Below are 22,764 nucleotides of genomic sequence, written 5' to 3' on the forward strand. Positions count from 1 at the left end.
CGGGCACCGGGAACACGAGGAGCTGGCAATTGAAACGCCGTTTTTATTCGGGGCGCGATGTCGATCGCGCCCACGGCATCGACGACCTGCGGGAAATGGCGCGCGGCCGGCTGCCGAATTTCTGTTTTGAATACATCGAGGGCGGCAGCGACGACGAAGCCACCCTGCGGCGCAACCGCGACGTCTTCGACGAAATCGCCTTTGTGCCGCGCACGCTGGTCAACGTCGCGCGGCGCAGCACGAGCTCGGAACTGTTCGGCAAGCGCATCGAAGCCCCCTTTATGATAGGCCCGACCGGCTACAGCGGCATGATGTTCCGCGAAGGCGACGTCAAGATGGCCAGCGCCGCCGCCGCCGCAGGGGTGCCTTTCGTGCTGAGCAATGTGTCGACCGTCGCGCTGGAAGAGGTGGTGCGGCGCGCGGGCGGACGCATCTGGATGCAGGTCTATCTGTACCGCTCGCGCGACGCCGTCGCCAAACTTGCCGCGCGCGCGCAGGCCGCGGGCGTCGAAGCGCTGGTGGTGACCACCGACAGCGCCGTCTTCGGCAAGCGCGAATGGGACCTGCGCAACTACGCCAGACCCTTGCAACTGACCCTGCGCAACAAGCTCGACGTACTGTGCCACCCGCGCTGGATGGCCAATGTGCTGTGGCCCAGCGGGATGCCGCGGTTCGCCAATCTGGGCGACCTGCTGCCGCCGGGCCAGAACAGCGTCAAGGGAGCCACGGTCACCCTGGGCCGGCAGTTGGACCCGTCCCTGTCCTGGGACGACATCGCATGGCTGCGCGGCCTCTGGCCCGGTAAGCTGCTGGTCAAAGGCGTGATGTGCGCGCCGGATGCGCAGAAAGCCGTGCAAGCCGGCCTGGACGGCATCGTTCTGTCCAACCATGGCGGCAGGCAGCTCGACGGCGCGGTATCCGCGATGGACGTGCTGCCCGAGGTCGTGCGCCAGGTCGACGGCAGGCTGGCCGTGATGCTGGACGGAGGATTCCGCCGTGGCTCGGACATACTCAAGGCCATGGCCCTGGGCGCGGACGCGGTACTGGTCGGCCGGGCCACGACCTGGGGCCTGGCGGCCGCCGGCCAGCCGGGCGTCGAGCGCGCCCTGCACATCCTGAAGACGGAAATCGACCGCACGCTCGGCTTGCTGGGCTGCTGCAGCGTGGCCGGCCTGGACGGCAGCTATCTGCGCTGGGTGGGGCATGGCCGAATGCTGAGCGGACAGGAAGGAGCCGCGCCGTCCATGCGCGGACGGGACTGAAAGGCAAGCCGATGGACCGGCCCTAACGCACCGACAGCAAATAAAGTCGCACGAGCTCGCGGATCTCGCCCGTGAGCGAGGCCTGCACGGCCGGCTCCTCGTCGCGCACCAGGGACACCCCCTTGAGCAGATGCAACAGCACGGGCGCCATGGCCCGGGCCCGGGCCGGCGTCAGCGTATCCGAAACCTTGCGCAGGATGGCGGCCAGGCCCGCCCGTATCGCGCGCCGGAACTGCGTGCGGCGATCACCGCTGCCGCCGCGCGCATCCAGCAGCACCAGGGCGTAGCGGCGCTGCGTCTGCAAGGCCACCATGAAATCGACCAGCAACCCGGCCACACTCTGGACCGACAGGCCGGGCACCTGACGCTTGATTTCTTCCAGCCCCTGCTCCGCGTGCTGGGTATAACGCAGCAGCAAGGCATCGGCCAGCGCCTCCTTGGAAGAGAAAAACCGATACAACGAGCCGACGGCGGTGTCGGACCGCACCGCGATCTCGGTCATCGTCGCGGCATCGAAACCCTTCTCGGCGAACACCTCCATGGCGGCCGACATAATGGCCTGAACGCGCTGGCGGCCGCGCTCGCGCTTGGGCGCCAGCGTACCGGCGGCTACGGGGTCGGAGCTTGCTGCAATGGCCATGGTCGATCGGGCGGGGAGACGCGAATCCAGAGGACGAGAATTTGAGAAATATTCAATTTATCCTCGCATTTTATCAAGAATGAAAAATCCTATAAAAATAACAAAAAAAACAAATTGAAATCAATGCGTGCGGCCTGGATTTGAAATATGCGAGGACATTCTCTACTATTTTGGAACCTACCTAAACGAACCGAATATCCATACCTTCCATGCCGCTCACCACGCTCGACCCCAAGACCGCTCTGGTCGTCATCGATCTGCAAAAGGGTGTCGTCGCCCTGCCCACCCTGCCGCATCCGGCCGCGCCGGTCATCGAACGCTGCGCCGAACTGGCCGAGGCATTCCGCAGGCACGACTTGCCCGTGGTGCTGGTCAATGTGGCGGGCGGCGCGCCGGGCCGCACCGAACAGGCAAGGCGCGCCGGCACGCTGCCGCCCGACTGGGCCGACCTTATCCCCGAGATCGCGCGGCAGCCGCAGGACCGCCTCGTCACCAAGCGCACCTGGGGCGCCTTCATGCACACCGACCTCGATGCCCAGCTCAGGAGCCTGGACATCACCCAGATCGTGCTGTGCGGCATCGCCACCAGCATCGGCGTCGAATCGACCGCGCGCCAGGCCTACGAGCTGGGCTACAACGTGACGCTGGCCGTGGACGCCATGACCGACCTGAACACCGACGCCCACCAGAACAGCCTGACGCGCATCTTCCCCCGCCTGGGCGAAACCGGTTCCACCCGCGAAGTCCTGGACCTGCTTGAACGCACCCGAACATGAAACCCATGTTCCGCTCGCTGCGCGTGCGCAATTACCGCCTCTGGGCCGGCTGCGCGCTGATTTCGAACATCGGCTCCTGGATGCAGCGCACCGCCCAGGACTGGCTGGTCCTGACCGAGCTGACGCACCACGACGCCGCTGCCGTCGGCATCACCATGTCCCTGCAGTTCGGTCCCCAGGTGCTGCTGATCGGGCTGACCGGCTATGCCGCCGACCACTTCGACCGCCGCAAGCTGCTGCTCTGCACCCAGGGCCTCATGGGCCTGCTCGCGCTGGGCCTGGGCCTGCTCGTGCTGAGTGGCGCGGCGCAGCTCTGGCAGGTCTACGGCTTCGCGCTCGCGCTGGGCTGCACCACCGCCTTCGACACGCCGGCGCGGCAGACCTTCGTGGCCGATCTCGTGGGTGAGCAGGATCTGTCCAATGCCGTGGCCCTGAATTCCACCTCGTTCAACATGGCCCGCATGGTGGGGCCCGCGTTGGCGGGCACGGTCATTGCAGCGGCGGGCACGGGCTGGGCCTTCGTCCTGAACGCCGCCTCCTTCGTCGCGGTCCTCGTCGCCCTGCGGCGGCTTGACCTCTCGCAGCTGTATCCCCGCAAGGAGCGCGCCCAGGGCAGGCACGGCAGCCTGGCCGCGGGCCTGCGCTATGTCTGGCAGCGCGACGACCTGCGCGCCCTTCTGCTCACGATCTTCCTGGTCGGCGCGTTCGGCCTGAACTTCCCCATCTTCATTTCCACCATGGCGGTCACGGCCTTTCATGCCAACGCCAGCGGCTACGGCCTGCTCACTACCATGATGGCCGTGGGCTCGGTCTGCGGCGCGCTGATGGCCGCGGGACGTGAAAGACCCAGGCTGCGCTGGATCTACGCCGGCGCCATCCTGTTCGGCCTGGGATGCACGGCCGCGGCGCTCATGCCGACCTACTGGCTCTTCGGCGCCACGCTCGTCGTGCTGGGCATCGCGGCCCAGACCATCACGGTCTCGACCAACAGCCTGGTGCAGATGTCCACCGAACCCGCCATGCGCGGTCGTGTCATCGCCATCCTGATGGCCGTGCTGATGGGCAGCACGCCCATCGGCGCACCCTTTGTCGGCTGGGTCGCCAATCAATTCGGGCCGCGCTGGGCCCTGGGCGTGGCCGCGCTCTCCGGATTCGGCGCGGCGCTGGCGGGATACCGGCTCTGGAAGAGCCTGCGCCGCACTACAATGCAGGCCCCGGTTTCCACCTAGCGCGCCATGACCGTAAAGTCTTCCTCTCCCGCCGCCCCGCTGCGCTTCACGCAAGCCGAGCTGGACATGCTCGCCAAGACGGCCGACGCCTTGACGGCGTACCTGGGCCGTCCGGTGCTGGCCGAAGTGGACACGGACGAAGACGGCGCCGAATGGGTCACCTTCGGCTCGACGCTGGACGAAAAGGACAAATCCGCCGCGGACGAAGACCGCCTGCATGTGCATCTGGGCGGCAAGGAAGCGCGTCTCCTGGGCCAGAGCGGCGGCCTGCCCGAAAGCGCCGACGCCTACGACTGCCTCTATCTGCTGGCCATCCAACTCTCTGCCAACGAAGGCGAACGCTTCGTCAAGATCGACAGGGACGGCGAAGAAAGCGCGTGGTCGGACGTACTGGCCGAAGTACTGCCCTTCTCGCTTGAAGAGGAAGAACTGCCGCCGCTGGAAGACGACGAGGACGAGGACGAGGACGACCAAGCCTGACCTGGCTTGGGGTCCGATCTCATTCGGGCGGCAGCGCGTGCGACATCATCAAGGTCCGCAGCATCTGCATCAATTCCGCGGCGCGCGCCTCGCCCAGGGGCTGCAGCACCGCCCTCTGATGCTGCATCGCCTGCCGGCATAAGACCTCGACCAGTCGGCCTCCCTTGGCCGTCAAGGAAACGCGCGTCTGGCGCCGATCCGCACGCACATCGGTGCGCGCCACCAGGCCGTCGACCGCCATGCGCTGCACCACCTTGCTCAGCGTGGGCTGCTTGGTGACGGTATGAAAGGCCAGCTCGCCTATCGTCATGCCGCCGCCGCTGCTGCACAGGCTGCTCAGCACGCGCCATTGCGTCACCGATAGACCGGCCTCGTGGGCCTGGACATGGAATTCAGCCGAGATGCTGTGGCTCACCTGCGCCAGCAGATAGGGCAGATAGCCGTCAATGAACGAAGGCATCGGATTCACGTCCTGCTGCGCACCGTGTTCCATCCGTGTTTACCCTTACGAATCACGAAAAAGTGCACGGAAAGAACAAGAGCGGTGCATCATTTCTCGCATGGATAACGAGTATATACACCCTTGTTTTACCGAGATAATTTTTTATTTTCATGAAAATTCATCTTTTTAATTGACATCTAAAAAGTTGACTCCTAAAGTAGTTTTCCGGGAGAAAAAAATCATGGCTGAGCGATCGTTCAAGAAAGAAGTCGAGCAACTGCGCATCGGCGCCGGCGAGGAGTTCCGCGGCGAAGGCATTCTTGCCATCACCAAAGCGCTGCTGCAATCGGGCGTCGCCTATGTGGGCGGCTACCAGGGCTCGCCCATCTCGCACCTGATCGACGTGCTCTCGGATGCCAACGACATCCTCGAAGAGCTCGGCGTGCACCTGGAAACCAGCGCATCCGAGGCCACGGCGGCGGCCACGCTGGCCGCCTCGGTCATGTATCCCATCCGCGGCGCGGTGGCGTGGAAGTCCACCGTGGGCACCAATGTGGCTTCCGACGCGCTGGCCAACCTGGCCTCCGGCGGCGTCACGGGCGGGGCGGTGGTGATCGTGGGCGAGGACTACGGCGAAGGCTCCTCCATCATGCAGGAGCGCACTCACGCCTTCGCCATGAAGTCGCAGATGTGGCTGCTCGATCCGCGCCCCAACCTGGAAACCATGGTCAAGTCGGTCGAGGACGCCTTCGAGCTTTCCGAGGCCAGCAACACCCCTGTGATGATGCAGGTGCGCGTGCGCGCCTGCCATGTGCACGGCCGCTTTATCGCCAAGGACAACAAGCGCCCCGCCTACACCCTGGCCCAGGCCATGGAATCGCCCCGGCGCGACCTCAGCCGCATCGTGCTGCCGCCGGCCGCCTATGCGCACGAGCACGAAAAGGTCAAGACCCGCTGGCCCGCCGCGATCGAGTTCATCAAGGCGCGCAAGCTCAACGAGTTCTTCGACGGCGACATGCGGGACATCGGCCTGATCGTGCAGGGCGGCGTCTACAACAACGCCATCCGCGCGCTGCAGCTGCTGGGCCTGGCCGACCACTTCGGCAACAGCCGCGTCCCGCTGTACGTGATGAACGTGGTCTATCCCGTCATTGACAGCGAAATCGTCGCGTTCTGCCGCGACAAGAAAGCCGTGCTGCTGCTCGAAGAAGGCCAGCCCGACTACCTCGAACAGAACATCCACGCCATCTTGCGCAAGGCGGACATTGCCACGCCCCTGTGGGGCAAGAATGTCCTGCCCATGGCCGGCGAATACACCACCACCGTGCTGCGCAGCGGCGTCGAGGCTTTCCTGAAGCAATGGAAGCCCGAAGCCCTGCACGCGCACCGTGCCGTGGCCGCCGACGCGCAAGCAGCTGACAAAGGCCCGCACGCCGCGCCTGGCGGCTTGCTGCCCCCCGAGGGGACCGCTTCCGCCTTGGGGCAGCCCGGCGGCGAAAATCAAGCCGAGATCACCGAGGTCTCGCGCCCGCGCCCTGCCGAGCAGCCCATCACGCTGCACAAACGCATCGCCGATCTGGCCAGGGTTGTGCCGCAGCGGCCTGCAGGCCTGTGCACGGGCTGCCCGGAACGGCCCATCTTCTCGGCCATCACGCTGGCGCAGGAAAAACTGGGCGAACACCACATCAGCTGCGACATCGGCTGCCACCTGTTCTCCATCCTGCCGCCCTTCAACCTGGGCGCCACCACGATGGGCTACGGCCTGGGCGCGGCTAGCAATTCGGCCTTCAACATCAAGGGCGCCAAGCGCGCCATCTCCATCATGGGCGACGGCGGCTTCTGGCACAACGGCCTGACTTCCGGCATCGGCAACGCGGTGTTCAACAAGTACGACGGCGTCATCGTCATCGTCGACAACTACTATTCCTCGGCCACCGGCGGCCAGGACATCCTGTCCTCGCGCGCACAGAACGCGACGCGCGTCACCAACAACCCCATCGAGGCCGCGGTGCGCGGCGTGGGCGTGGCATGGCTGCGGGTCATCGACCACACCTACGATGTGACCCGCGCGCGCGCCATCCTCGAAGAGGCGCTCACCACCGACGCCGCCGGCCCCAAGGTCATCATTGCGCAGTCCGAATGCATGCTGAACAAGCAGCGCCGCGTCAAGCCGGCCTTCAACAAGGCGGTCAAGGAAGGCAAGCGCAGGGTCAAGGAGCGCTTCGGCGTGGACGCCGACGTGTGCTCGGGCGACCACGCCTGCATCCGCCTTTCCGGCTGCCCCTCGCTGTCGCTCAAGGACAGCGGCGATCCGCTCAAGGTCGACCCCGTGGCCTCGGTGGACAGCAGCTGCGTGGGCTGCGGCAATTGCGGCGAAGTCGCGGACGCCGCCGTGCTCTGCCCATCGTTCTACCGCGCCGATGTCGTGCACAACCCCACCAAATGGGACCGCTACGCCGCGCGCGCGCGCGGCGCGGTCATCGGCTTTCTGCAGCGCCGCCGCGCGGCCCGGCTGGCCCGCTACGCGCTGTAAGCAAGGATCTGGACCTCATCATGGATTCCACGGCAAACCTGATTCCCTCCAACCCGATCAAGATCGCCGTGCTGGCCATGGGCGGCCAGGGCGGCGGCGTGCTGGCCGACTGGATCGTCGACATGGCCGAGCATGCCGGTTGGTGGGCGCAGACCACCTCGGTGCCCGGCGTGGCGCAGCGCACCGGCGCCACCATCTATTACCTGGAAATCGTGCCAGCCGAGGACATCGCGCGCGCCGGCCACGGCCCGACGCTGGCGCTCATGCCCACGCCCGGCGACGTCGACCTGATCGTCGCAGCCGAGCTGATGGAAGCCGGCCGCGCCATGCAGCGCGGCCTGGTCACGCCCGACCGCAGCGTGCTCATCAGCTCCTCGCACCGCAGCTACGCCATCGACGAGAAGACCGCGCCCGGCAACGGCATCGCCGATCCCAACAAGGTAATAGAGGTCGCCCGCGATGCCGCCAAGCGCTTCATCTGCTTCGACCTGCAAGCCACCGCGGAGAAAGCCGGCAGCGTGATCAGCGCCAGCCTGTTCGGCGCCATCGCCGGCAGCAAGGCCCTGCCCTTCACGCGGGACGAATTCGAAGCCACCATCCGCCGCGCCGGCGTCGGCGTCGAGGCCAGCCTGCGCGCCTTTTCGCTCGGCTTGGACGGCGCCGCCAATGCGCCGGCCAGCGCCCCCTCCATCGATCTCACCCACCCCGAGCCCGACGTCCCCATGGCGGCCTCGAACAAGCGCGTGCAGGCGCTGCTGGACCGCGTGCACACCGGCTTTGCAGCGCAGGCCCGCCCCATGCTGGTGGCCGGCCTGCGCCGCCTGATCGACTACCAGGACCTGGCCTACGCCCATGAATACCTCGAACACATGGCCACCATCCACCAGCTCGATGCGCAGTACGGCGGCGAGACAGCGGACTGGGCGCTGACCCGCTCGGCCGCGCGCTACGTGGCCGTGGCCATGAGCTACGACGACGTCATCCGCGTAGCCGACCTCAAGACCCGCGGCGCACGCTTTGCGCGCGTGGGACAGGAAGCCGGCGTCAAGGAAGGGCAGCAGCTCTACATCGTCGACTTCATGCATCCGCGCCTGGAAGAAATCTGCGGCACCCTGCCCACGAAAATGGGCCGCTGGCTGGAAAACGCGCCGCTGGGCAAGTTCATCGAACGCCGCCTGGTCCGAGGCAAGCGCCTGCAAAGCGGCAAACTCCTGGGCTTTCTCTCGCTCTATTGCATGGCTGGCATGCGCCGCTGGCGCCGCGGCACGCTGCGCCATCAATCCGAAGCGGCCAGCCTTGCGCAATGGCTGGCCCTGGTCGCCCGGATCGCGCCGCGCGACTATGCGCTCGCCGTCGAAGTGGTGGAGTGTCGCCGCCTGGTCAAGGGCTATAGCGACACCCATGTGCGCGGCGGCGGCAAGTACCGCACCCTGATCCAGACCGCCGAAGCAATGCTGGGCCGCCCCGACGCCGCGCAGGCCGTGCGCGAACTGCGCGCCACGGCACTGGCCGAGGTCCAGTGCGCCCCGCTGGAACGCCAGGCCGCCGAAAAACTGCACCCCCCCTCGGCCGCCAGGACGGCCTGATCGTCCTCACGAAAGCCACGCCATGCATACCCTCAAGCTCATCGTCCGCGAAGTCCGCCAGGAATCCCCCCTGATCCGCTCCTTCCGGCTGGAAAGCGCCGACGGCGGTGTCCTGCCGGCCTACAGCCCCGGCGCGCACATCAAGGTCCAGGTACCCGGCCTGCACGATCCGCGCAACTACTCGCTGATCAATACCGGCAGCGAACCCTTCGGCGCCCCCGCGCAGTACCGCCTGGGCGTGCGCCTCGAAGAAAACAGCCAGGGCGGCTCGCGCTACATGCACGCGCTCAAAGTAGGTGAGGTCATCACCGCACAAGGCCCGGCCAATGAATTCCCCCTGGCGGACCATCCCGGCAGCACCGTGCTGATCGCCGGCGGCATCGGCATCACGCCCATCGCCAGCATGGCGGCCTCGCTCGCCAGCAAGGGCAGCCACTACACCCTGCACTACAGCGGCCGCAGCCGGAGCCAGCTGGCCTTCGTCGACGCGTTGCGGGCGCTGGCCGGCGACAGGCTGGTCATCCACGCCGACGACGACCCTGACTCGGCCTTCCATCTCGATGCCCTGCTCGACGCCGCCCCAGCCGGCGAACACGTCTACGTGTGCGGCCCCAAAGGGTTGATCGACGCGGTCATCGCCGGCGCGAAAGCGCGCGACTGGGACAGCAGACGCGTGCATTTCGAACTCTTCACCGCTGCCGTGCCGCAGGCCGGCGACGGCGCCTTCGAGGTCGATCTCAAGCAATCCGGCAAGGTGTTCACCATCCCCGCCGACAAGACCATTCTTGAAGTGCTCGAAGAAGCCGGCTGCGATCCCATGTACGACTGCAAGCGCGGCGAATGCGGGGTCTGCCAGGCCACCGTGCTCGAAGGCACGCCCGACCACCGCGACTACTACCTGTCCGAGGCCGAAAAAGCCAAGGGCAATGTCATCCAGATCTGCGTCTCGCGCGCCAAGTCGGGCCGCCTGGTGCTGGATCTGTAAGACGTATCGAGGAGCCATCCCATGCCTGAGCCCACCTACCGCGGCAATCCCCAGGCCATCCGCGACCTGGTGCAGGACACGCAGGTCCACAAGGACCTGTTCATCAGCCAGGAGCTCTACCAGATCGAGATGGAGCGCCTGTTCGCCGTGACCTGGGTCTACGTGGGCCACGAAAGCCAGGTACCCAAGCCCGGCGACTTCTACACCACCACCGTGGGCGACCAGTCGGTGATCATGGTGCGTCACGGCGACCAGAGCATTCGCGTGCTGTACAACCGCTGCGCCCACAAGGGCGTGCAGGTCGCGCCCGAGGGCCACGGCAACACCGGCAAGTTCTTCCGCTGCCCTTATCACGCCTGGACCTTCAAGACCGACGGCAGCCTGCTGTCGGTGCCGATCAAGAAAGGCTACGAAAATACCGGATTCGATGACATGGAAGCCAGCCGGGGCCTGGAGGCGGTAGCTGCTGTGCGCAACTACCGCGGCTTTGTCTTCTGCCGCCTGAGCGCGACCGGCGAATCCTTCGAGGACTTCTTCGGCGAATCGCTCAGCACCCTCGACAATATGGTCGACCGCTCGCCCGAGGGAAAGCTGGAGGTAGCCGGCGGCGTGCTGCGCTACATGCACCGCTGCAACTGGAAGATGCTGGTCGACAACCAGACCGACACCTGCCACCCCATGGTGGCGCATGAATCCTCGGCGGGCACCGCGGTGCGCGTCTGGCAGGAGGCGCCCGAAGGCACGCCCAAGCCCATGGCCGTGGAACTTTTCGCGCCCTTCATTTCGCCCTATGAGTTCTACGAGAACACCGGCATCCGCGTCTGGAAGAACGGACACGGCCATACCGGCGTGTCGGGGTCGATCCACTCCAACTATTCGCACATTCCCGGCTATTGGGATTCGATGGTCGCCGCCTACGGCGAAGAGCGCGCACAACAGATCCTGGGCGAAACGCGGCACAACACCATTTTGTTCCCGCACATTATGGTCAAGGGCCCCATCCAGATCCTGCGCATCTTCAGGCCGCTGGCGGCCGACCGCACGCTGGTGGAATCGTGGACCTTCCGTCTGGTGGGCGCTCCCGACATGCTGCTCGAGCGCACCACCATGTATAACCGCCTCATCAACGCGCCGACCTCCATGGTCGGACACGACGACCTCGAAATGTACGAACGCGCCCAGCAGGGCCTCTCGCACGCGCGCACCCGCGATTGGGTCAACGTGGCTCGCCTGCTCGAACCCGGCGAGACCGGGCGCGAGAACGAAGTCGTCAACGGCACCAGCGAAGGGCAGATGCGCAACCAGTACCGCGCCTGGGCCCGCTATATGACGGAGGGCGCGAAATGAGCCGCACCGACCAACAACTCGTCGCCTTCGTCTATCGCGAAGCGCGTCTGATCGACGAGCAAAAATTCGACGATTGGCTCGATCTCTACAGCGATGACGCCTGGTACTGGATGCCGCTCACGCACGGCCAGCCCGACGCGCGCCTGCACACCTCGCTGATGCACGAGAACAAGCTGCTTTTGCGCGTGCGCGTCGAACGCCTGGCCGGGCAGCGCACGTTCTCGCAGCAGCCCAGGAGCCGCTGCCATCATCTGCTGCAGATGCCGTCCATCGAAACCGGCCACGCCGAGCACCGGCCCGAGCAAGGCTGCTATGTCACGCGCACGGCGTTCCATTACGTAGAGACGCGCGGCGACGAGCAGGTACTGTATGCCGGCTGGGCCACGCACCACCTGGCCGAGGAAGACGGCCAGCTGAAAATCCGCTTCAAACAGGTCGACCTGGTGAACTGCGAAGCGGCCTTCGGCAATATCCAGCTTTTGATGTAAGACGGTATCCAAGGGAATGTCTGTGAGCGCCAAAACGGTTTACGAGGTTTTTTGCGGCACCGCTGCCAAGTGGGGCAAGAATCCTTTCCTGTGTGTCCTGCCCGAAACCGCCGAGGCCTACGGCATCTTGGCCGGCGAACTGAGCTACGCCGACGCGCTGGTTCGCATCGATCGCCTGCGCCAGGCCTACGCCGCCGCGGGCTACGGCCACGGCCATCGCGTAGGCCTGCTGCTGGAGAATCGCCCGGCCTTTTTCCTGCACTGGTTCGCGCTGAACGCGCTGGGCGTGTCCGTCGTGCCCATCAATGCCGATCTGCGCGCCGCCGAACTGGAATACCTGATCGGCCATTCCGAACTGATCCTGGCCGTAGCCCTGCCCGAGCGGCATGCCGGCCTGAAACAGGCCGCGCAGCGCGCCGGCCGGCCGCTGCAGGCCGTCGGCGCGGACGACGCGCCCCCGCCCGCGCTGACGCCCGCGCCGCTGGCCGGCCAGCCCCTAGGCACCGCCACCGAGTGCGGCCTGCTCTATACCTCGGGCACCACCGGCCGTCCCAAGGGCTGCATCCTCACCAACGAGTACTACCTGCAATGCGGCAACTGGTACGCCACGATCGGCGGCCTGTGCACATTGCGCGATGGCCAAGAGCGCATGATCACGCCCCTGCCCATGGTGCACATGAACGCCAAAGCCGTCTCGACCCTGGCCATGATCACCACCGGCGGCTGCCTCATCGTGCTCGACCGCTTCCATCCCAAGACCTGGTGGGACAGCGTGCGCCGCTCGCGCGCCACCGTGGTCCATTACCTGGGCGTAATGCCGGCCATTCTCATGAAGGCGGCCCCCAGCCCCGACGACCGCAGACACGAGGTGCGCTTCGGCTTTGGCGCCGGCGTCGAGCGCTCGCTGCATGCCGCCTTCGAAGAACGCTTCGGCTTTGCGCTGATCGAGGCCTGGGCCATGACCGAGACCGGCAACGGCGCAGTCATCGGCGCCACCCGGGAACCGCGCTTCGTGGGCAGCAGCAGCATCGGCACGCAGGAGCCCGATGTCGAGGTGCGCATCGTGGCCGAGGACGGCCAGGATGCCGCCGTCGGCGCACCCGGCGAACTGCTGGTGCGCCACGCGGGCGACAACCCGCGCTTCGGTTTCTTTGCCGGTTATCTCAAAGATCCGCAGGCCACCGACGAAGCCTGGGCGGGCGGCTGGTTCCACACCGGCGACCTGGTGCGCCGCGACGCCGACGGCATGATCCGCTTCGTCGACCGCAAGAAGAACGTCATCCGCCGCAGCGGCGAGAACATCTCGGCGGTGGAAGTGGAAACCCTCCTGCTCAACCACCCCCTGGTCAAGACCGTGGCGGTGGCCGCCGTGCCGGACGCCCTGCGCGGCGACGAGGTGCTGGCCTGCATCGTTCCCGAGTCCATGCCCGGCGATCTGACGGCGGCCGCGCGCGACCTGGTGCAATGGAGCCTGGGAGAACTGGCCTATTACAAAGTGCCCGGCTACGTGGTCTTCGTCGACGCCCTGCCGCTCACCACCACCAACAAAATCCAGCGCGGCGAGATGAAAAAGCTCGCGCCCACCTACCTGGGCCAGTCCAACTGCGTCGACACCACCGCGCTCAAGAAACGCCCCCACGCCGCATCCGATGGACTCGCTGCCCCCCAAGGGGACCTTTCCGCTTCGGCGCGGCCCGGCGGCGCAAAGCGCCAGGAAGGGGCGCACTAATGGCGCGCCAGAGCTATGACGGCGTTGTTGCGGCCCTGCCCGTTACCATCCCCTACCAGCGCTATTCGACGCACGCGGCCCACGGGTGGCTGGGCCGCGCTTTGGGCGCGCTGGTGCGCCAGTCCGGCCTGCCCAAGGACGCCGTCGACGGGGTCTGCGTATCGAGCTTCACCCTCGCCCCCGACACCGCCGTGGGCCTGATGCAGCATCTGGGCATGAGCCCGCGCTGGCTCGATCACATCCCCACCGGCGGCGCCAGCGGCGTGGTGGGCTTGCGCCGCGCGGCCCGCGCCGTGCAGGCGGGCGACGCCGACGTGGTCGCATGCATCGCGGGCGACACGAATCACGTCGACTCCTTCCGCAACACGGTCAGCCAGTTCTCGCGCTTCGCGCAGGACGGCGTGTATCCCTACGGCGCGGGCGGCCCCAACGCCAGCTTCGCGCTGCTCACGGCGCACTACATGCGCGCCTACGGCGCCACGCGCGAGGACTTCGGCAAGCTCTGCGTGGCCCAGCGCGAGAATGCAATGCGCTACCCGCACGCGCTCATGAAAAAGCCGCTGACGCTCGATCAATATCTGCAAGCACGCGTCATCACCGATCCCATTCACCTGTTCGACTGCGTGATGCCCTGCGCCGGCGCCGAGGGGTTCCTGGTCATGGAAGAAAGGCGCGCCCGGGACCTGGGCCTGCCCTATGCCCGCATCCTGGGCACCATCGAACGCCACAATGCCTGGCACGAAGACCCCATCCAGACGCGCGGCGGCTGGACCATGGATGTGGACGAGCTGTATGCCCAGGCCGGCGCCGCGCCCGCCGACATCGACTTCATGCAGGCCTACGACGACTACCCCGTCATCAACTTCATGCAGATCGAAGATCTCGGTTTATGCGCCAAGGGCGAGGCGCCCGACTACGTGCGCCGCAACACCTTCACCGTGGACGGCACTCTGCCCTTGAACACCAGCGGCGGCCAGCTATCGGTCGGCCAGGCCGGCGCCGCCGGCGGCTACCTGGGCATGGTCGAAGCGCTGCGCCAGCTCAGCAACACGGCGGGTGGAACACAAGTGGCCGGCGCCCGCATCGGCCTGGTGAGCGGCTTCGGCATGATCAACTACGACCGCGGGCTGTGCACCGCGGCGGCTATTCTGGGGATTGCAAAATGACGCAGGCCTTGCGCAATCCCCCCAAGAAAGACCCCGTCGCCCGCAGCCGCCAACCCACGCGCCCGCCGGGCGCGCGCAGCCGCAGCGCATTGGGCCTGACGGCCGCCGCGGCCGAGGGCCGCTTCGAATTGCAGCAATGCGCCGAGTGCGGCACCGTGCAGTATCCGCCGCGCGAAGTCTGCGTGCACTGCCTGTCCGAGCACTTGCCCTGGAAGCCCGTATCGCCCCTGGGCAGCCTGCTGGTGAGCACGACCCTGCATCACAGCAACGACCTGTATTTCCGCGAACGCCTGCCCTGGCGCGTCGGCACCGTGCGCATGCAGGCCGGCCCGTCCGTGGTGGCCCACGTGCACGGCGACCTGGCCGACGGCGACGACGTCCGGCTGGTCTTGAAACTGGACCGCGCCGGCCAGGCCGTCATGCTGGCCCTGCCAACCGAGAGCACCCCCAATATGGAAGACGACAAGATCCTGCGCGAAACCGCCTGCGACCCGAAGTTGCGCCGCGCGCTGGTCACCGACGGCAAGTCGGCCGTGGGCATGGCCGTGACGCAAGCCCTGCTCGATGCGGGCGCCACCGAAGTCATCCTGGGTGACCCCCAGCTCTGGCGCAAGGTGCCGGCCTTCGAGAAGCTGGCGGCCGACCCGCGCATCAAAGTGGTCCCGCTGGATGTCACCGACACCGACTCGCTCGAGCGCGCCGCCGGCGAGTACGGCGGCAAGGTCGAGATCCTGGTCAACACCGCCGACATGGAACGCGAGGGTGGCCTGCTGCACGCCCGGGACGTCAACACCGCGCGCAATCTGTTCGACATCAATGTGCTGGGCATGATGCGGCTGGCCCATGCCTTCGGCCCGGCCCTGTGCGCCCGCGCCGCCGACGGCACGCGCAACGCCGTGGCCTGGGTCAACGTGTTGTCCATCTATGCGCAGATGAACCTGCCGGCGCGCGCCGTCTGGTCGGCCTCCAAGGCGGCCGCGCTGTCGCTGGCGCAGGGGCTGCGCGCCGAGATGCGGCCTTCGGGCGTGCGCGTGCTCAATGTCTTTCCCGGCCCGCTCGACCACGAGTGGGAGCAACTGACGCCGCCGCCGCGCGTGGCGCCCAAGGCGGTGGCCCAGGCCATCGTCGGCGCGCTCAAGGACGGCCTGGAAGAAGTCTACGTGGGCGACGTGGCCAAGGAATTCCGCGAGCGCCTGGCCGAAAACCCCAAGGGACTCGAACGCGAACTGGGCGCCTGAGCCCACCCCTCACATAAGGAAGCGAGATGAAACGACCCCCACACTCACTATGCTCGTTGCCCCCCGAAGGGGCGCGTCAACTCCTTGCGAGCGGCCCGGCGGAGCTGACATGAGCGCACAAATCCTCGCCCAGTTCATGGGCGCGCTGGCCAACGGCGGGATACGCATCGTCGATCTCACCGAAACGCTGACGCCGGAATTTCCCACCATCGTGCTGCCGCCGGAATTCGGCCAGGCCTGGCCCTTTCGCATCGAAGAGATCTCGCGCTACGACGAGCGCGGGCCGGCTTGGTACTGGAACAACTTCTCGTGCTCGGAGCACACCGGCACGCACTTCGATGCGCCGGTGCACTGGGTTTCGGGCAAGGACCTGCCCGACAATACCGTCGACACCGTCCCGCTCTCGGCCTTCGTCGCCAGCGCCTGCGTGATCGACTGCTCCGGGCCCAGCTCCGGCGATCCCGACTTCCTGCTCACCATCGACTACGTCGAGCAATGGGAAGCCCGCCACGGCCGCATCCCGGCCGGCGCATGGGTATTCATGCGCACCGACTGGTCCAAGCGCGACAAGGCGGTGGACTACCTGAACATGCAGTCCGACGGCCAGCACACGCCCGGCCCGGACGCCCAGGTCGTGCCCTGGCTCATCAAGGAACGCGACGTGCACGGTTTCGGCACCGAATCGGTCGGCACCGACGCCGGCCAGGCCATGCACTTCGATCCGCCCTTTCCCTGCCACTACTTCATGCACGGCAACAGCCGCTACGGCCTGCAGTGCATGACCAACCTGGACCAGCTGCCACCCACCGGTGCGGTAATCTTCTCCGCGCCGCTGAAGATCCGGCATGGCTCGGGCAGCCCGCTGCGCGTGCTGGCCATGGTGCCGGGCAAGTCTTGAACCCGCTTTTCCTTTTCATCGCAGTATCCATTTCCCGCAGCATCACTTACCGATAAGACTGGAGGATTTGTCATGAAGTCCATGAAACTGACCCTGGCCGCCACGGCCGTCGCAGCTCTCTTCAGCCTGCCGGCCATGGCCCAGGTCAAGATCGGGGTGGTTACCTCGGCAACCGGCCCCACGGCGCTGGTCGGCATCCCGCAGAAGAACACCGTGCCGCTGCTGCCGACCAAGATCGGCGACCTGACGGTGCAATACATCTCGCTGGACGACGGCAGCGACACCACGGCCTCGGTCACCGACGTCAAGAAGCTGATTTCCGAAGATCATGTCGACGCCATCATCGGACCGTCGGGCTCGCCCAACGCCATGGCCGTGATTCCGTTCGTGGCCGAGGCCGGCGTGCCCCTGCTGGCCCCGGTGGGCACCGCCGCCGCGGTGCTGCCCATGACGCCGCAGAAGAAGTGGGTCTTCAAGACCACGCAGAACGACGGCCTCATCGCCCAGGCGCTGATCGACCAGATGAGCAAGAGCGGCATCAAGACGCTGGGCTTTATCGGTCTGTCCGATCCCTTCGGCGAGAACTGGTACAAGGTCACGAGCGAACTGGCCGCAAAGGCCGGCATCAAGATCGTCGCCAACGAACGCTTCTCCCGCGTCGACACCTCGGTCACCGGCCAGGCCTTGCACATCCTGGCCGCCAACCCGCAGGCCGTGCTGGTGGCCGCGCCGGGCGGCGCCAGCGTGCTGCCCGAGAAGACCCTGGTCGACCAGGGCTACAAGGGCCAGTTCTACCAGACCCATGGCGCCGCGCTCGATGCCTTCCTCAAACTGGGCGGCAAGGAAGTCAACGGCACCATCCTGGCCGCCAGCCTGATGCTGGTGCTGCCCGAGATTTCCGACAGCAACCCGTCCAAGGCCGTCGCCGAGAAATACGTCGACGCCTACAAGAAGCTCTACGGCCACGAACCGGCCACCTTCGGCGCCAACGTCTACGATGCCGGTCTGCTGCTCGAACACGCCATTCCCATCGCCGAAAAATCGGGCAAGCCCGGCACCAAGGCATTCCGCAGCGCGCTGCGCGACGCCCTGGAGCAGACCAAGGAGCTGGTCGGCACGCAGGGGGTCTACAACATGACGCCCGAAGACCACAGCGGTTTCGACAAGCGCGGGCGCGAACTGATCACGGTCAAGAACGGCCACTGGACGCTGCTCAAGTAAGACGACCTCCAGGTTCATACCTATGAATGCACAGATCGTTCTGCTACTCGCACAAGACGGCTTGACCAACGGCGCGATCTACGCGCTGTTGGCCTTGTCCATCTTGCTGGTGTTCACTGTCACGCGGGTGCTCTTCATCCCGCAGGGCGAATTCGCGGCCTACAGCGCGCTGACCATGGCGGCCATCCAGGCCGGCAAGCCGGCGGCGCTGGTGTGGCTGCTGATGGCCTTCGCCCTCTGCGAAGCGCTGGCCGATCTGTGGACGATATACAAGCGAGCCGGGCGCGTGCGCGTGTCCGTGCTCTGGCTGTGCAAGCTGGCCTATCCCTTCGCGCTGGCGGCGCTGTTCCATCTATTGCCGCTGGCCTCGCTGCCCATGGCGGTTCAGGCTCTGCTCACGCTGGCCCTGGTCGTGCCGATGGGGCCGCAGATTTACCGGCTGTTCTACCAGCCCATCGCCACCGCCTCGCCGCTGGTGCTGCTGATCGTTTCCATCGCCCTGCACCTGGCGCTGCAAGGCCTGGGCCTGCTGGCCTTCGGCGCCGACGGCGGCCGCACCACGCCCTTCGTCGACGCCACGCTCTCGCTGGGCAGCACCTTGCGCATCAACGGCCAGGCCGCGTGCGTCGTGCTGGTGTCCATCCTGCTGATCGTCGCGCTCTATCTGTTCTTCGGCCGCACCATGTACGGCAAGGCCCTGCGCGCCGTGGCCTACAACCGGGTCGGCGCCCGGCTCATGGGCATTTCGCCCACGTTCGCCGGCAAGATCACCTTCTTCTTCGCGGCCCTGGTCGGGGCCGTCTCGGGGCTGCTCATCGCCCCCATCACCACCTTGTATTTCGACTCGGGCTTCCTGCTGGGCCTGAAGGGTTTCGTCGGCGCCATCATCGGCGGCCTGGTCAGCTATCCGGCCGCCGCGGCCGGCTCGTTGCTGGTCGGCCTGATCGAATCGTTTTCCTCGTTCTACGCCAGCGCGTACAAGGGCGTCATCGTCTTCACCCTGATCATCCCCGTGCTGCTCTGGCGCTCGCTCAAGAGCCGGCACGTCGAGGAAGAGGAGGAGCAAGCATGAACGCGCCGCCCCCCCTCAAGCACACGCTCCCCGCCCGGGGAGAAGACGCGCGGCGCCAGGCAGGACACCTGTCCGACACGAGGCTGCGTCCGCGCCATCTGGTCTCGATCTTCATCGTCCTGCTGGCGCTGGCCCCGCTGTTCCTGCCGCCTTTCTACGTCACCCTGCTCGACTACATCGGGCTGTCCGCGCTGACCGCCGTCGGCCTGGTTCTGCTCACCGGCGTCGGCGGCCTGACCTCCTTTGGCCAGGCGGCTTTCGTCGGGCTGGGCGCCTACACCAGCGCCGTACTCTGCCTGAACGCGTCCCGCCTGCCCCATGCCCTGGCCTGGTTGGGCACGCCCTGGATCGGACTGCTGGCCGGACTGCTGATCACGCTGGCCGTGGCCTATGTGCTGGGCGCCATCACCCTCAAGCTTTCCGGGCATTTCCTGCCACTGGGCACGCTGGCCTGGGGCCTGAGCCTGTTCTATCTCTTTAGCACGGTCGACGGGCTGGGCGGCTACACCGGCCTGAGCGACATTCCGCCGATTTCGGTCTTCGGCCTGCAGCTCATGCACGGCAACCAGATCTACTACCTGATCTGGGTCTTCCTGTTGCTGGGCGTCTGGACCACGCAGAACCTGCTGGACTCGCGCATGGGCCGCGCCATCCGCGCCCTGCGCGGCGGCCGCGTCATGGCCGAGTCCATGGGCGTGGATACGGCCCAGGCGCGCATGATCATCTTCATCATCGCCGCGCTGCAGGCCTGCGCGGCGGGTTGGCTGTACGCGCATTTCCAGCGCTTCATCAACCCCAACCCCTTCAGCGTCGAACAGGGCATCGAGTACCTGTTCATGGCGGTGATCGGCGGCATAGGCTACGTATGGGGCGCGGTGATCGGCGCCGGCATTTTCACCGTGCTGAACCAGTGGCTGCAGGACCTGCTGCCGCGCCTCTTGGGCCATACCGGCAATTTCGAGACCATCGTCTTCGGCTTCGGCATGGTGCTGCTGCTGCACCGCGCGCGCGTCGGCCTGTGGCCCACCCTGTCGCGGCGCGTACCGGTGCGCGCCGCGCAGCGCCGCATCGACGCCACGGCCGAGCCGCTGCCCCGCCAGCCCATGCCGGCGCGCGGCGAGGTGGTGCTGCAGGCGCGCGAGATCACCCGCCGCTTCGGCGGCCTGGTGGCCAACGACCAGATGTCGCTGGACATCCGCGCCGGCGAGATCCTGGCGCTGATCGGCCCGAACGGCGCCGGCAAGAGCACCATGTTCAATCAGATCTCCGGCGTGGATACGCCCACCTCGGGCCGCGTCACGCTGCGCGGCCGGGACGTCACCGGCCTCGGCGCGCGCGCCGTCGCCAGGCTGGGCCTGTCGCGCACCTTCCAGCACGTGCGCCTGCTGGGCCGCATGAGCGTGCTGGAAAACGTGGCCATCGGCGCGCACCTGCGCGGCACCAGCGGCATCCTGCGCTCGGCCTGGCGCCGCGACCGCGCCGAGGAAGCGCGCCTGCTGGCCGAGGCGGCCCGCCAGATCGAACGCGTGGGCCTGGGCCCGCACATGCACACGCCCGCCGGCGCGCTGGCCCTGGGACAGCAACGCATTCTGGAAGTCGCGCGCGCCCTGGCCGCCGACCCCTTCGTGCTGCTGCTCGACGAACCCGCCGCCGGCCTGCGCCACCAGGAAAAGCAGGAACTGGCCCAGCTGCTGTCGCGCCTGGGTTCCGAAGGCATGGCCGTGCTGCTGGTCGAACACGATATGGACTTCGTCATGAATCTGGTCGACCGCGTCGTGGTGATGGACTTCGGCCAGAAGATCGCCGAAGGCCTGCCGGCCGACATCCAGACCAACCCGGCCGTGCTCGAGGCCTATCTGGGCGGGATCGACGATGACGCGTCCGCCGAGCCGCCTCGAGGACGCATTCCTCCTCGGGGGGACGGCGCGTAGCGCCAAGGGGGCAATATGAACAAATTGCTGGAAATCCGCGGCCTGCAGGTCGCCTACGGCAAGGTGACCGCGGTCGCAGGCGTCAATCTCGATGTGGCTCCGGGCCAGATCGTCACCGTCATCGGCCCCAACGGCGCCGGCAAGACCACGCTGCTCTCGGCCATCATGGGCGTGCTGCCTTCGCGCGGCGCCATCCATTTCTGCGGCCAGGCCCGCGAACAGGCGCAGATCGAGGAAATGGTCGCTGCCGGCATGGGCCTGGTTCCGGAAAAGCGTGAGCTGTTCGCCGAGATGAGCGTGGAAGACAACCTGGTGCTCGGCGGCTTTCACCGCTATCGCAAAGGCGAGCGCGACCAGTCCGAATCCCTGCGCGAAGTCTACGATCTCTTTCCCCGCCTGAAGGAGCGCCGCGCCCAGTTGTCCGGCACGCTGTCGGGCGGCGAGCGCCAGATGCTGGCCGTGGGCCGCGCGCTCATGGCCAAGCCCAAGCTGCTGATGCTCGACGAACCCAGCCTGGGCCTGGCCCCGCGCATCGTGCGCGAAGTGCTGCGCATCGTGTCCGAACTGCGCAAGCTGGGCGTGTCCATCCTGCTGGTCGAGCAAAATGCCCGCGCGGCCCTGCAGGTGGCCGACTATGCCTATGTGCTGGAGACCGGTGCCGTCACGCTCGAGGGTCCGGCCGCCGAACTGGCCAAGGACCCGCGCGTGATCGAGGTCTACCTGGGCATGGGAGGCCATTGAAAATGACGGAGTCGATATGCGCATCGGCATAGCCGGCGCCGGCGCCATCGGCGGGGTGCTGGCCGCGCGCCTGGCCCATGCCGGCCAGGATGTCAGCGTGCTGGCGCGCGGCGCCACCCTGGCCGCGCTGCGCGAGAAGGGCCTGACCTTGCACGACCTCTGCGGTCAGGCGCACGTGCGCGTGCCGGCCAGCGACAAGGCCGAATTCGGCCTGCAGGACGTGCTTTTTCTCTGCACCAAGACCCACCAGCTGGCCGAGGTGCTGGCGCTGTGCGCGCCGATGATCGGCCCCGATACCGTCATCGTGCCCACCATCAACGGCATACCCTGGTGGTACTTCCACGCCGAAGGCGGCCCGCACGCGGGCAAGCACGTCCAGGCCGTGGACCCGGGCGGGGCGCTGCTGGCCGTGACCCCGCTGGCGCGGCTCGTGGGCTGCGTGGTTTACATGACGGCCGAGACCACCGGGCCGGGCGCGGTCGTCTCGAACAGCCCGCACAAGCTGATCCTGGGCGAACCGGGCGGCCCGGCGACCGATCGCGTGCGCCGGCTGTGCGACACATTGAGCGCGGCGGGCATCGCCGCCCAAGCCAGCGACCGCATCCGCGACAACGTCTGGTCCAAGGTCGCCGCCAACCTCAGCTCCAACCCCGTGTCCGTCGCCGCCGGCGGCGCCACGCTGGGTCAGATCTACAGCCCCGGCCCGCTGCGCCCGGTCGCGGCAAGCATCATCGACGAAACCATCGCCGTGGCCCAGGCCTACGGCGCGCAGCTCACCGAAACCCGGCTCGCCATGCTCGACCGCGCCGCCAAGCTGGGTTCGTTTCGCACCTCGATGCTGCAGGACTTCCAGGCGGGCCGCCCGCTGGAACTGGCCGCCATCGGCGATGCCGTGCTGGAGCTGGCCGAGCGCTACGCTATTTCCATGCCCGTGACCCGCGCGGTGCTGTCGATCACGCGTTTCCGCGACGAGCGCCGCTCCGGCTATTGAACCCAGCCT

Annotated in this window: 20 protein-coding genes; 18 read left to right on the forward strand and 2 right to left on the reverse strand. The window is 67.0% G+C overall.

All coding sequences use genetic code 11. The features are described from left to right. Window positions 1–29 precede the first annotated feature (29 nt). Entirely contained in the window at window positions 30–1,262 is a 1,233-nt protein-coding gene (locus H143_RS0102095; RefSeq protein WP_019936564.1) for an alpha-hydroxy acid oxidase, read from the forward strand. Between the two features lie 22 nt (window positions 1,263–1,284). On the opposite strand, the gene H143_RS0102100 is transcribed toward H143_RS0102095, so the two are convergent. Beyond that, complete coding sequence (locus tag H143_RS0102100; RefSeq protein ID WP_019936565.1) at window positions 1,285–1,902, reverse strand: TetR/AcrR family transcriptional regulator; 618 nt, start codon at window positions 1,900–1,902, stop codon at window positions 1,285–1,287. A gap of 209 nt (window positions 1,903–2,111) precedes the next feature. Here H143_RS0102100 and H143_RS0102105 point away from each other — a divergent pair, with 209 nt between their 5' ends. Genes H143_RS0102105 through H143_RS19780 form a run of 3 tightly spaced genes read left to right on the forward strand, consistent with a single transcriptional unit; the run spans window position 2,112 to window position 4,387 of the window. Beyond that, the gene (locus tag H143_RS0102105) at window positions 2,112–2,678 is read left to right on the forward strand and encodes an isochorismatase family protein (protein ID WP_019936566.1); all 567 of its coding nucleotides are present in this window, start codon (window positions 2,112–2,114) and stop codon (window positions 2,676–2,678) included. Beyond that, on the forward strand, window positions 2,675–3,907 hold the full coding sequence (locus tag H143_RS19775; RefSeq protein ID WP_033365855.1) for an MFS transporter: 1,233 nt from the start codon (window positions 2,675–2,677) through the stop codon (window positions 3,905–3,907). The genes H143_RS0102105 and H143_RS19775 overlap by 4 nt, the downstream gene beginning before the upstream one ends. A gap of 6 nt (window positions 3,908–3,913) precedes the next feature. Continuing rightward, window positions 3,914–4,387 (forward strand): hypothetical protein, encoded by a 474-nt coding sequence (locus H143_RS19780; RefSeq protein WP_019936568.1) that lies wholly within the window; start codon window positions 3,914–3,916, stop codon window positions 4,385–4,387. Window positions 4,388–4,406: 19 nt separating this feature from the next. On the opposite strand, the gene H143_RS0102120 is transcribed toward H143_RS19780, so the two are convergent. After that, window positions 4,407–4,880 carry a MarR family winged helix-turn-helix transcriptional regulator gene (locus H143_RS0102120; RefSeq protein WP_019936569.1) on the reverse strand — a complete coding sequence of 158 codons (474 nt, stop codon included), beginning with the start codon at window positions 4,878–4,880 and terminating at the stop codon, window positions 4,407–4,409. Between the two features lie 190 nt (window positions 4,881–5,070). On the opposite strand from H143_RS0102120, the gene H143_RS0102125 reads away from it, so the two are divergent. The 14 genes from H143_RS0102125 to H143_RS0102190 all read left to right on the forward strand — a co-directional run bounded on the left by H143_RS0102125 (window position 5,071) and on the right by H143_RS0102190 (window position 22,755). Further along, window positions 5,071–7,362, forward strand: a complete 2,292-nt coding sequence (locus tag H143_RS0102125) for an indolepyruvate ferredoxin oxidoreductase subunit alpha (RefSeq protein ID WP_019936570.1) — start codon at window positions 5,071–5,073, stop codon at window positions 7,360–7,362. 20 nt (window positions 7,363–7,382) lie between these two features. Further along, window positions 7,383–8,948 (forward strand): indolepyruvate oxidoreductase subunit beta family protein, encoded by a 1,566-nt coding sequence (locus H143_RS0102130; RefSeq protein WP_026349637.1) that lies wholly within the window; start codon window positions 7,383–7,385, stop codon window positions 8,946–8,948. A 22-nt stretch (window positions 8,949–8,970) separates the two neighbouring features. Continuing rightward, window positions 8,971–9,933: a PDR/VanB family oxidoreductase gene (locus H143_RS0102135; protein WP_019936572.1), complete on the forward strand. Its 963-nt coding sequence runs from the start codon at window positions 8,971–8,973 to the stop codon at window positions 9,931–9,933. Between the two features lie 21 nt (window positions 9,934–9,954). Further along, on the forward strand, window positions 9,955–11,280 hold the full coding sequence (locus H143_RS0102140; RefSeq protein WP_019936573.1) for an aromatic ring-hydroxylating dioxygenase subunit alpha: 1,326 nt from the start codon (window positions 9,955–9,957) through the stop codon (window positions 11,278–11,280). Next, on the forward strand, window positions 11,277–11,768 hold the full coding sequence (locus H143_RS0102145) for an aromatic-ring-hydroxylating dioxygenase subunit beta (protein WP_019936574.1): 492 nt from the start codon (window positions 11,277–11,279) through the stop codon (window positions 11,766–11,768). The genes H143_RS0102140 and H143_RS0102145 overlap by 4 nt, the downstream gene beginning before the upstream one ends. Before the next feature lie 16 nt (window positions 11,769–11,784). Continuing rightward, the gene (locus tag H143_RS0102150) at window positions 11,785–13,497 is read left to right on the forward strand and encodes an AMP-binding protein (protein ID WP_019936575.1); all 1,713 of its coding nucleotides are present in this window, start codon (window positions 11,785–11,787) and stop codon (window positions 13,495–13,497) included. Then, window positions 13,497–14,663 (forward strand): thiolase family protein, encoded by a 1,167-nt coding sequence (locus tag H143_RS0102155; protein WP_019936576.1) that lies wholly within the window; start codon window positions 13,497–13,499, stop codon window positions 14,661–14,663. The genes H143_RS0102150 and H143_RS0102155 overlap by 1 nt, the downstream gene beginning before the upstream one ends. Further along, window positions 14,660–15,901 carry an SDR family NAD(P)-dependent oxidoreductase gene (locus tag H143_RS0102160; RefSeq protein ID WP_019936577.1) on the forward strand — a complete coding sequence of 414 codons (1,242 nt, stop codon included), beginning with the start codon at window positions 14,660–14,662 and terminating at the stop codon, window positions 15,899–15,901. Before H143_RS0102155 ends, H143_RS0102160 begins: the two co-directional genes overlap by 4 nt. A 109-nt stretch (window positions 15,902–16,010) precedes the next feature. After that, the gene (locus H143_RS0102165) at window positions 16,011–16,799 is read left to right on the forward strand and encodes a cyclase family protein (RefSeq protein WP_019936578.1); all 789 of its coding nucleotides are present in this window, start codon (window positions 16,011–16,013) and stop codon (window positions 16,797–16,799) included. Window positions 16,800–16,871: 72 nt separating this feature from the next. After that, entirely contained in the window at window positions 16,872–18,020 is a 1,149-nt protein-coding gene (locus tag H143_RS0102170) for an ABC transporter substrate-binding protein (RefSeq protein WP_019936579.1), read from the forward strand. A gap of 22 nt (window positions 18,021–18,042) precedes the next feature. Next, window positions 18,043–19,092 carry a branched-chain amino acid ABC transporter permease gene (locus H143_RS0102175; protein WP_019936580.1) on the forward strand — a complete coding sequence of 350 codons (1,050 nt, stop codon included), beginning with the start codon at window positions 18,043–18,045 and terminating at the stop codon, window positions 19,090–19,092. Between the two features lie 83 nt (window positions 19,093–19,175). Beyond that, window positions 19,176–21,023 carry an ATP-binding cassette domain-containing protein gene (locus H143_RS19785; protein ID WP_196801342.1) on the forward strand — a complete coding sequence of 616 codons (1,848 nt, stop codon included), beginning with the start codon at window positions 19,176–19,178 and terminating at the stop codon, window positions 21,021–21,023. Between the two features lie 15 nt (window positions 21,024–21,038). Further along, the gene (locus tag H143_RS0102185; protein ID WP_019936582.1) at window positions 21,039–21,764 is read left to right on the forward strand and encodes an ABC transporter ATP-binding protein; all 726 of its coding nucleotides are present in this window, start codon (window positions 21,039–21,041) and stop codon (window positions 21,762–21,764) included. 16 nt (window positions 21,765–21,780) lie between these two features. After that, window positions 21,781–22,755 (forward strand): ketopantoate reductase family protein, encoded by a 975-nt coding sequence (locus H143_RS0102190; RefSeq protein WP_019936583.1) that lies wholly within the window; start codon window positions 21,781–21,783, stop codon window positions 22,753–22,755. The last annotated feature ends 9 nt before the right edge of the window (window positions 22,756–22,764 follow it).

The organism is Bordetella sp. FB-8 (assembly GCF_000382185.1).
GTDB lineage: Bacteria > Pseudomonadota > Gammaproteobacteria > Burkholderiales > Burkholderiaceae_B > Bordetella.

Excerpts from the sequence above, each read along its gene's own strand:
- H143_RS0102100 (WP_019936565.1), bottom strand. The coding sequence starts at position 1,902 with ATGGCCATTGCAGCAAGCTCCGACCCCGTAGCCGCCGGTACGCTGGCG.
- H143_RS0102105 (WP_019936566.1), top strand. The coding sequence starts at position 2,112 with ATGCCGCTCACCACGCTCGACCCCAAGACCGCTCTGGTCGTCATCGAT.
- H143_RS19775 (WP_033365855.1), top strand. The coding sequence starts at position 2,675 with ATGAAACCCATGTTCCGCTCGCTGCGCGTGCGCAATTACCGCCTCTGG.
- H143_RS19780 (WP_019936568.1), top strand. The coding sequence starts at position 3,914 with ATGACCGTAAAGTCTTCCTCTCCCGCCGCCCCGCTGCGCTTCACGCAA.
- H143_RS0102120 (WP_019936569.1), bottom strand. The coding sequence starts at position 4,880 with ATGGAACACGGTGCGCAGCAGGACGTGAATCCGATGCCTTCGTTCATT.
- H143_RS0102125 (WP_019936570.1), top strand. The coding sequence starts at position 5,071 with ATGGCTGAGCGATCGTTCAAGAAAGAAGTCGAGCAACTGCGCATCGGC.
- H143_RS0102130 (WP_026349637.1), top strand. The coding sequence starts at position 7,383 with ATGGATTCCACGGCAAACCTGATTCCCTCCAACCCGATCAAGATCGCC.
- H143_RS0102135 (WP_019936572.1), top strand. The coding sequence starts at position 8,971 with ATGCATACCCTCAAGCTCATCGTCCGCGAAGTCCGCCAGGAATCCCCC.
- H143_RS0102140 (WP_019936573.1), top strand. The coding sequence starts at position 9,955 with ATGCCTGAGCCCACCTACCGCGGCAATCCCCAGGCCATCCGCGACCTG.
- H143_RS0102145 (WP_019936574.1), top strand. The coding sequence starts at position 11,277 with ATGAGCCGCACCGACCAACAACTCGTCGCCTTCGTCTATCGCGAAGCG.
- H143_RS0102150 (WP_019936575.1), top strand. The coding sequence starts at position 11,785 with ATGTCTGTGAGCGCCAAAACGGTTTACGAGGTTTTTTGCGGCACCGCT.
- H143_RS0102155 (WP_019936576.1), top strand. The coding sequence starts at position 13,497 with ATGGCGCGCCAGAGCTATGACGGCGTTGTTGCGGCCCTGCCCGTTACC.
- H143_RS0102160 (WP_019936577.1), top strand. The coding sequence starts at position 14,660 with ATGACGCAGGCCTTGCGCAATCCCCCCAAGAAAGACCCCGTCGCCCGC.
- H143_RS0102165 (WP_019936578.1), top strand. The coding sequence starts at position 16,011 with ATGAGCGCACAAATCCTCGCCCAGTTCATGGGCGCGCTGGCCAACGGC.
- H143_RS0102170 (WP_019936579.1), top strand. The coding sequence starts at position 16,872 with ATGAAGTCCATGAAACTGACCCTGGCCGCCACGGCCGTCGCAGCTCTC.
- H143_RS0102175 (WP_019936580.1), top strand. The coding sequence starts at position 18,043 with ATGAATGCACAGATCGTTCTGCTACTCGCACAAGACGGCTTGACCAAC.
- H143_RS0102185 (WP_019936582.1), top strand. The coding sequence starts at position 21,039 with ATGAACAAATTGCTGGAAATCCGCGGCCTGCAGGTCGCCTACGGCAAG.
- H143_RS0102190 (WP_019936583.1), top strand. The coding sequence starts at position 21,781 with ATGCGCATCGGCATAGCCGGCGCCGGCGCCATCGGCGGGGTGCTGGCC.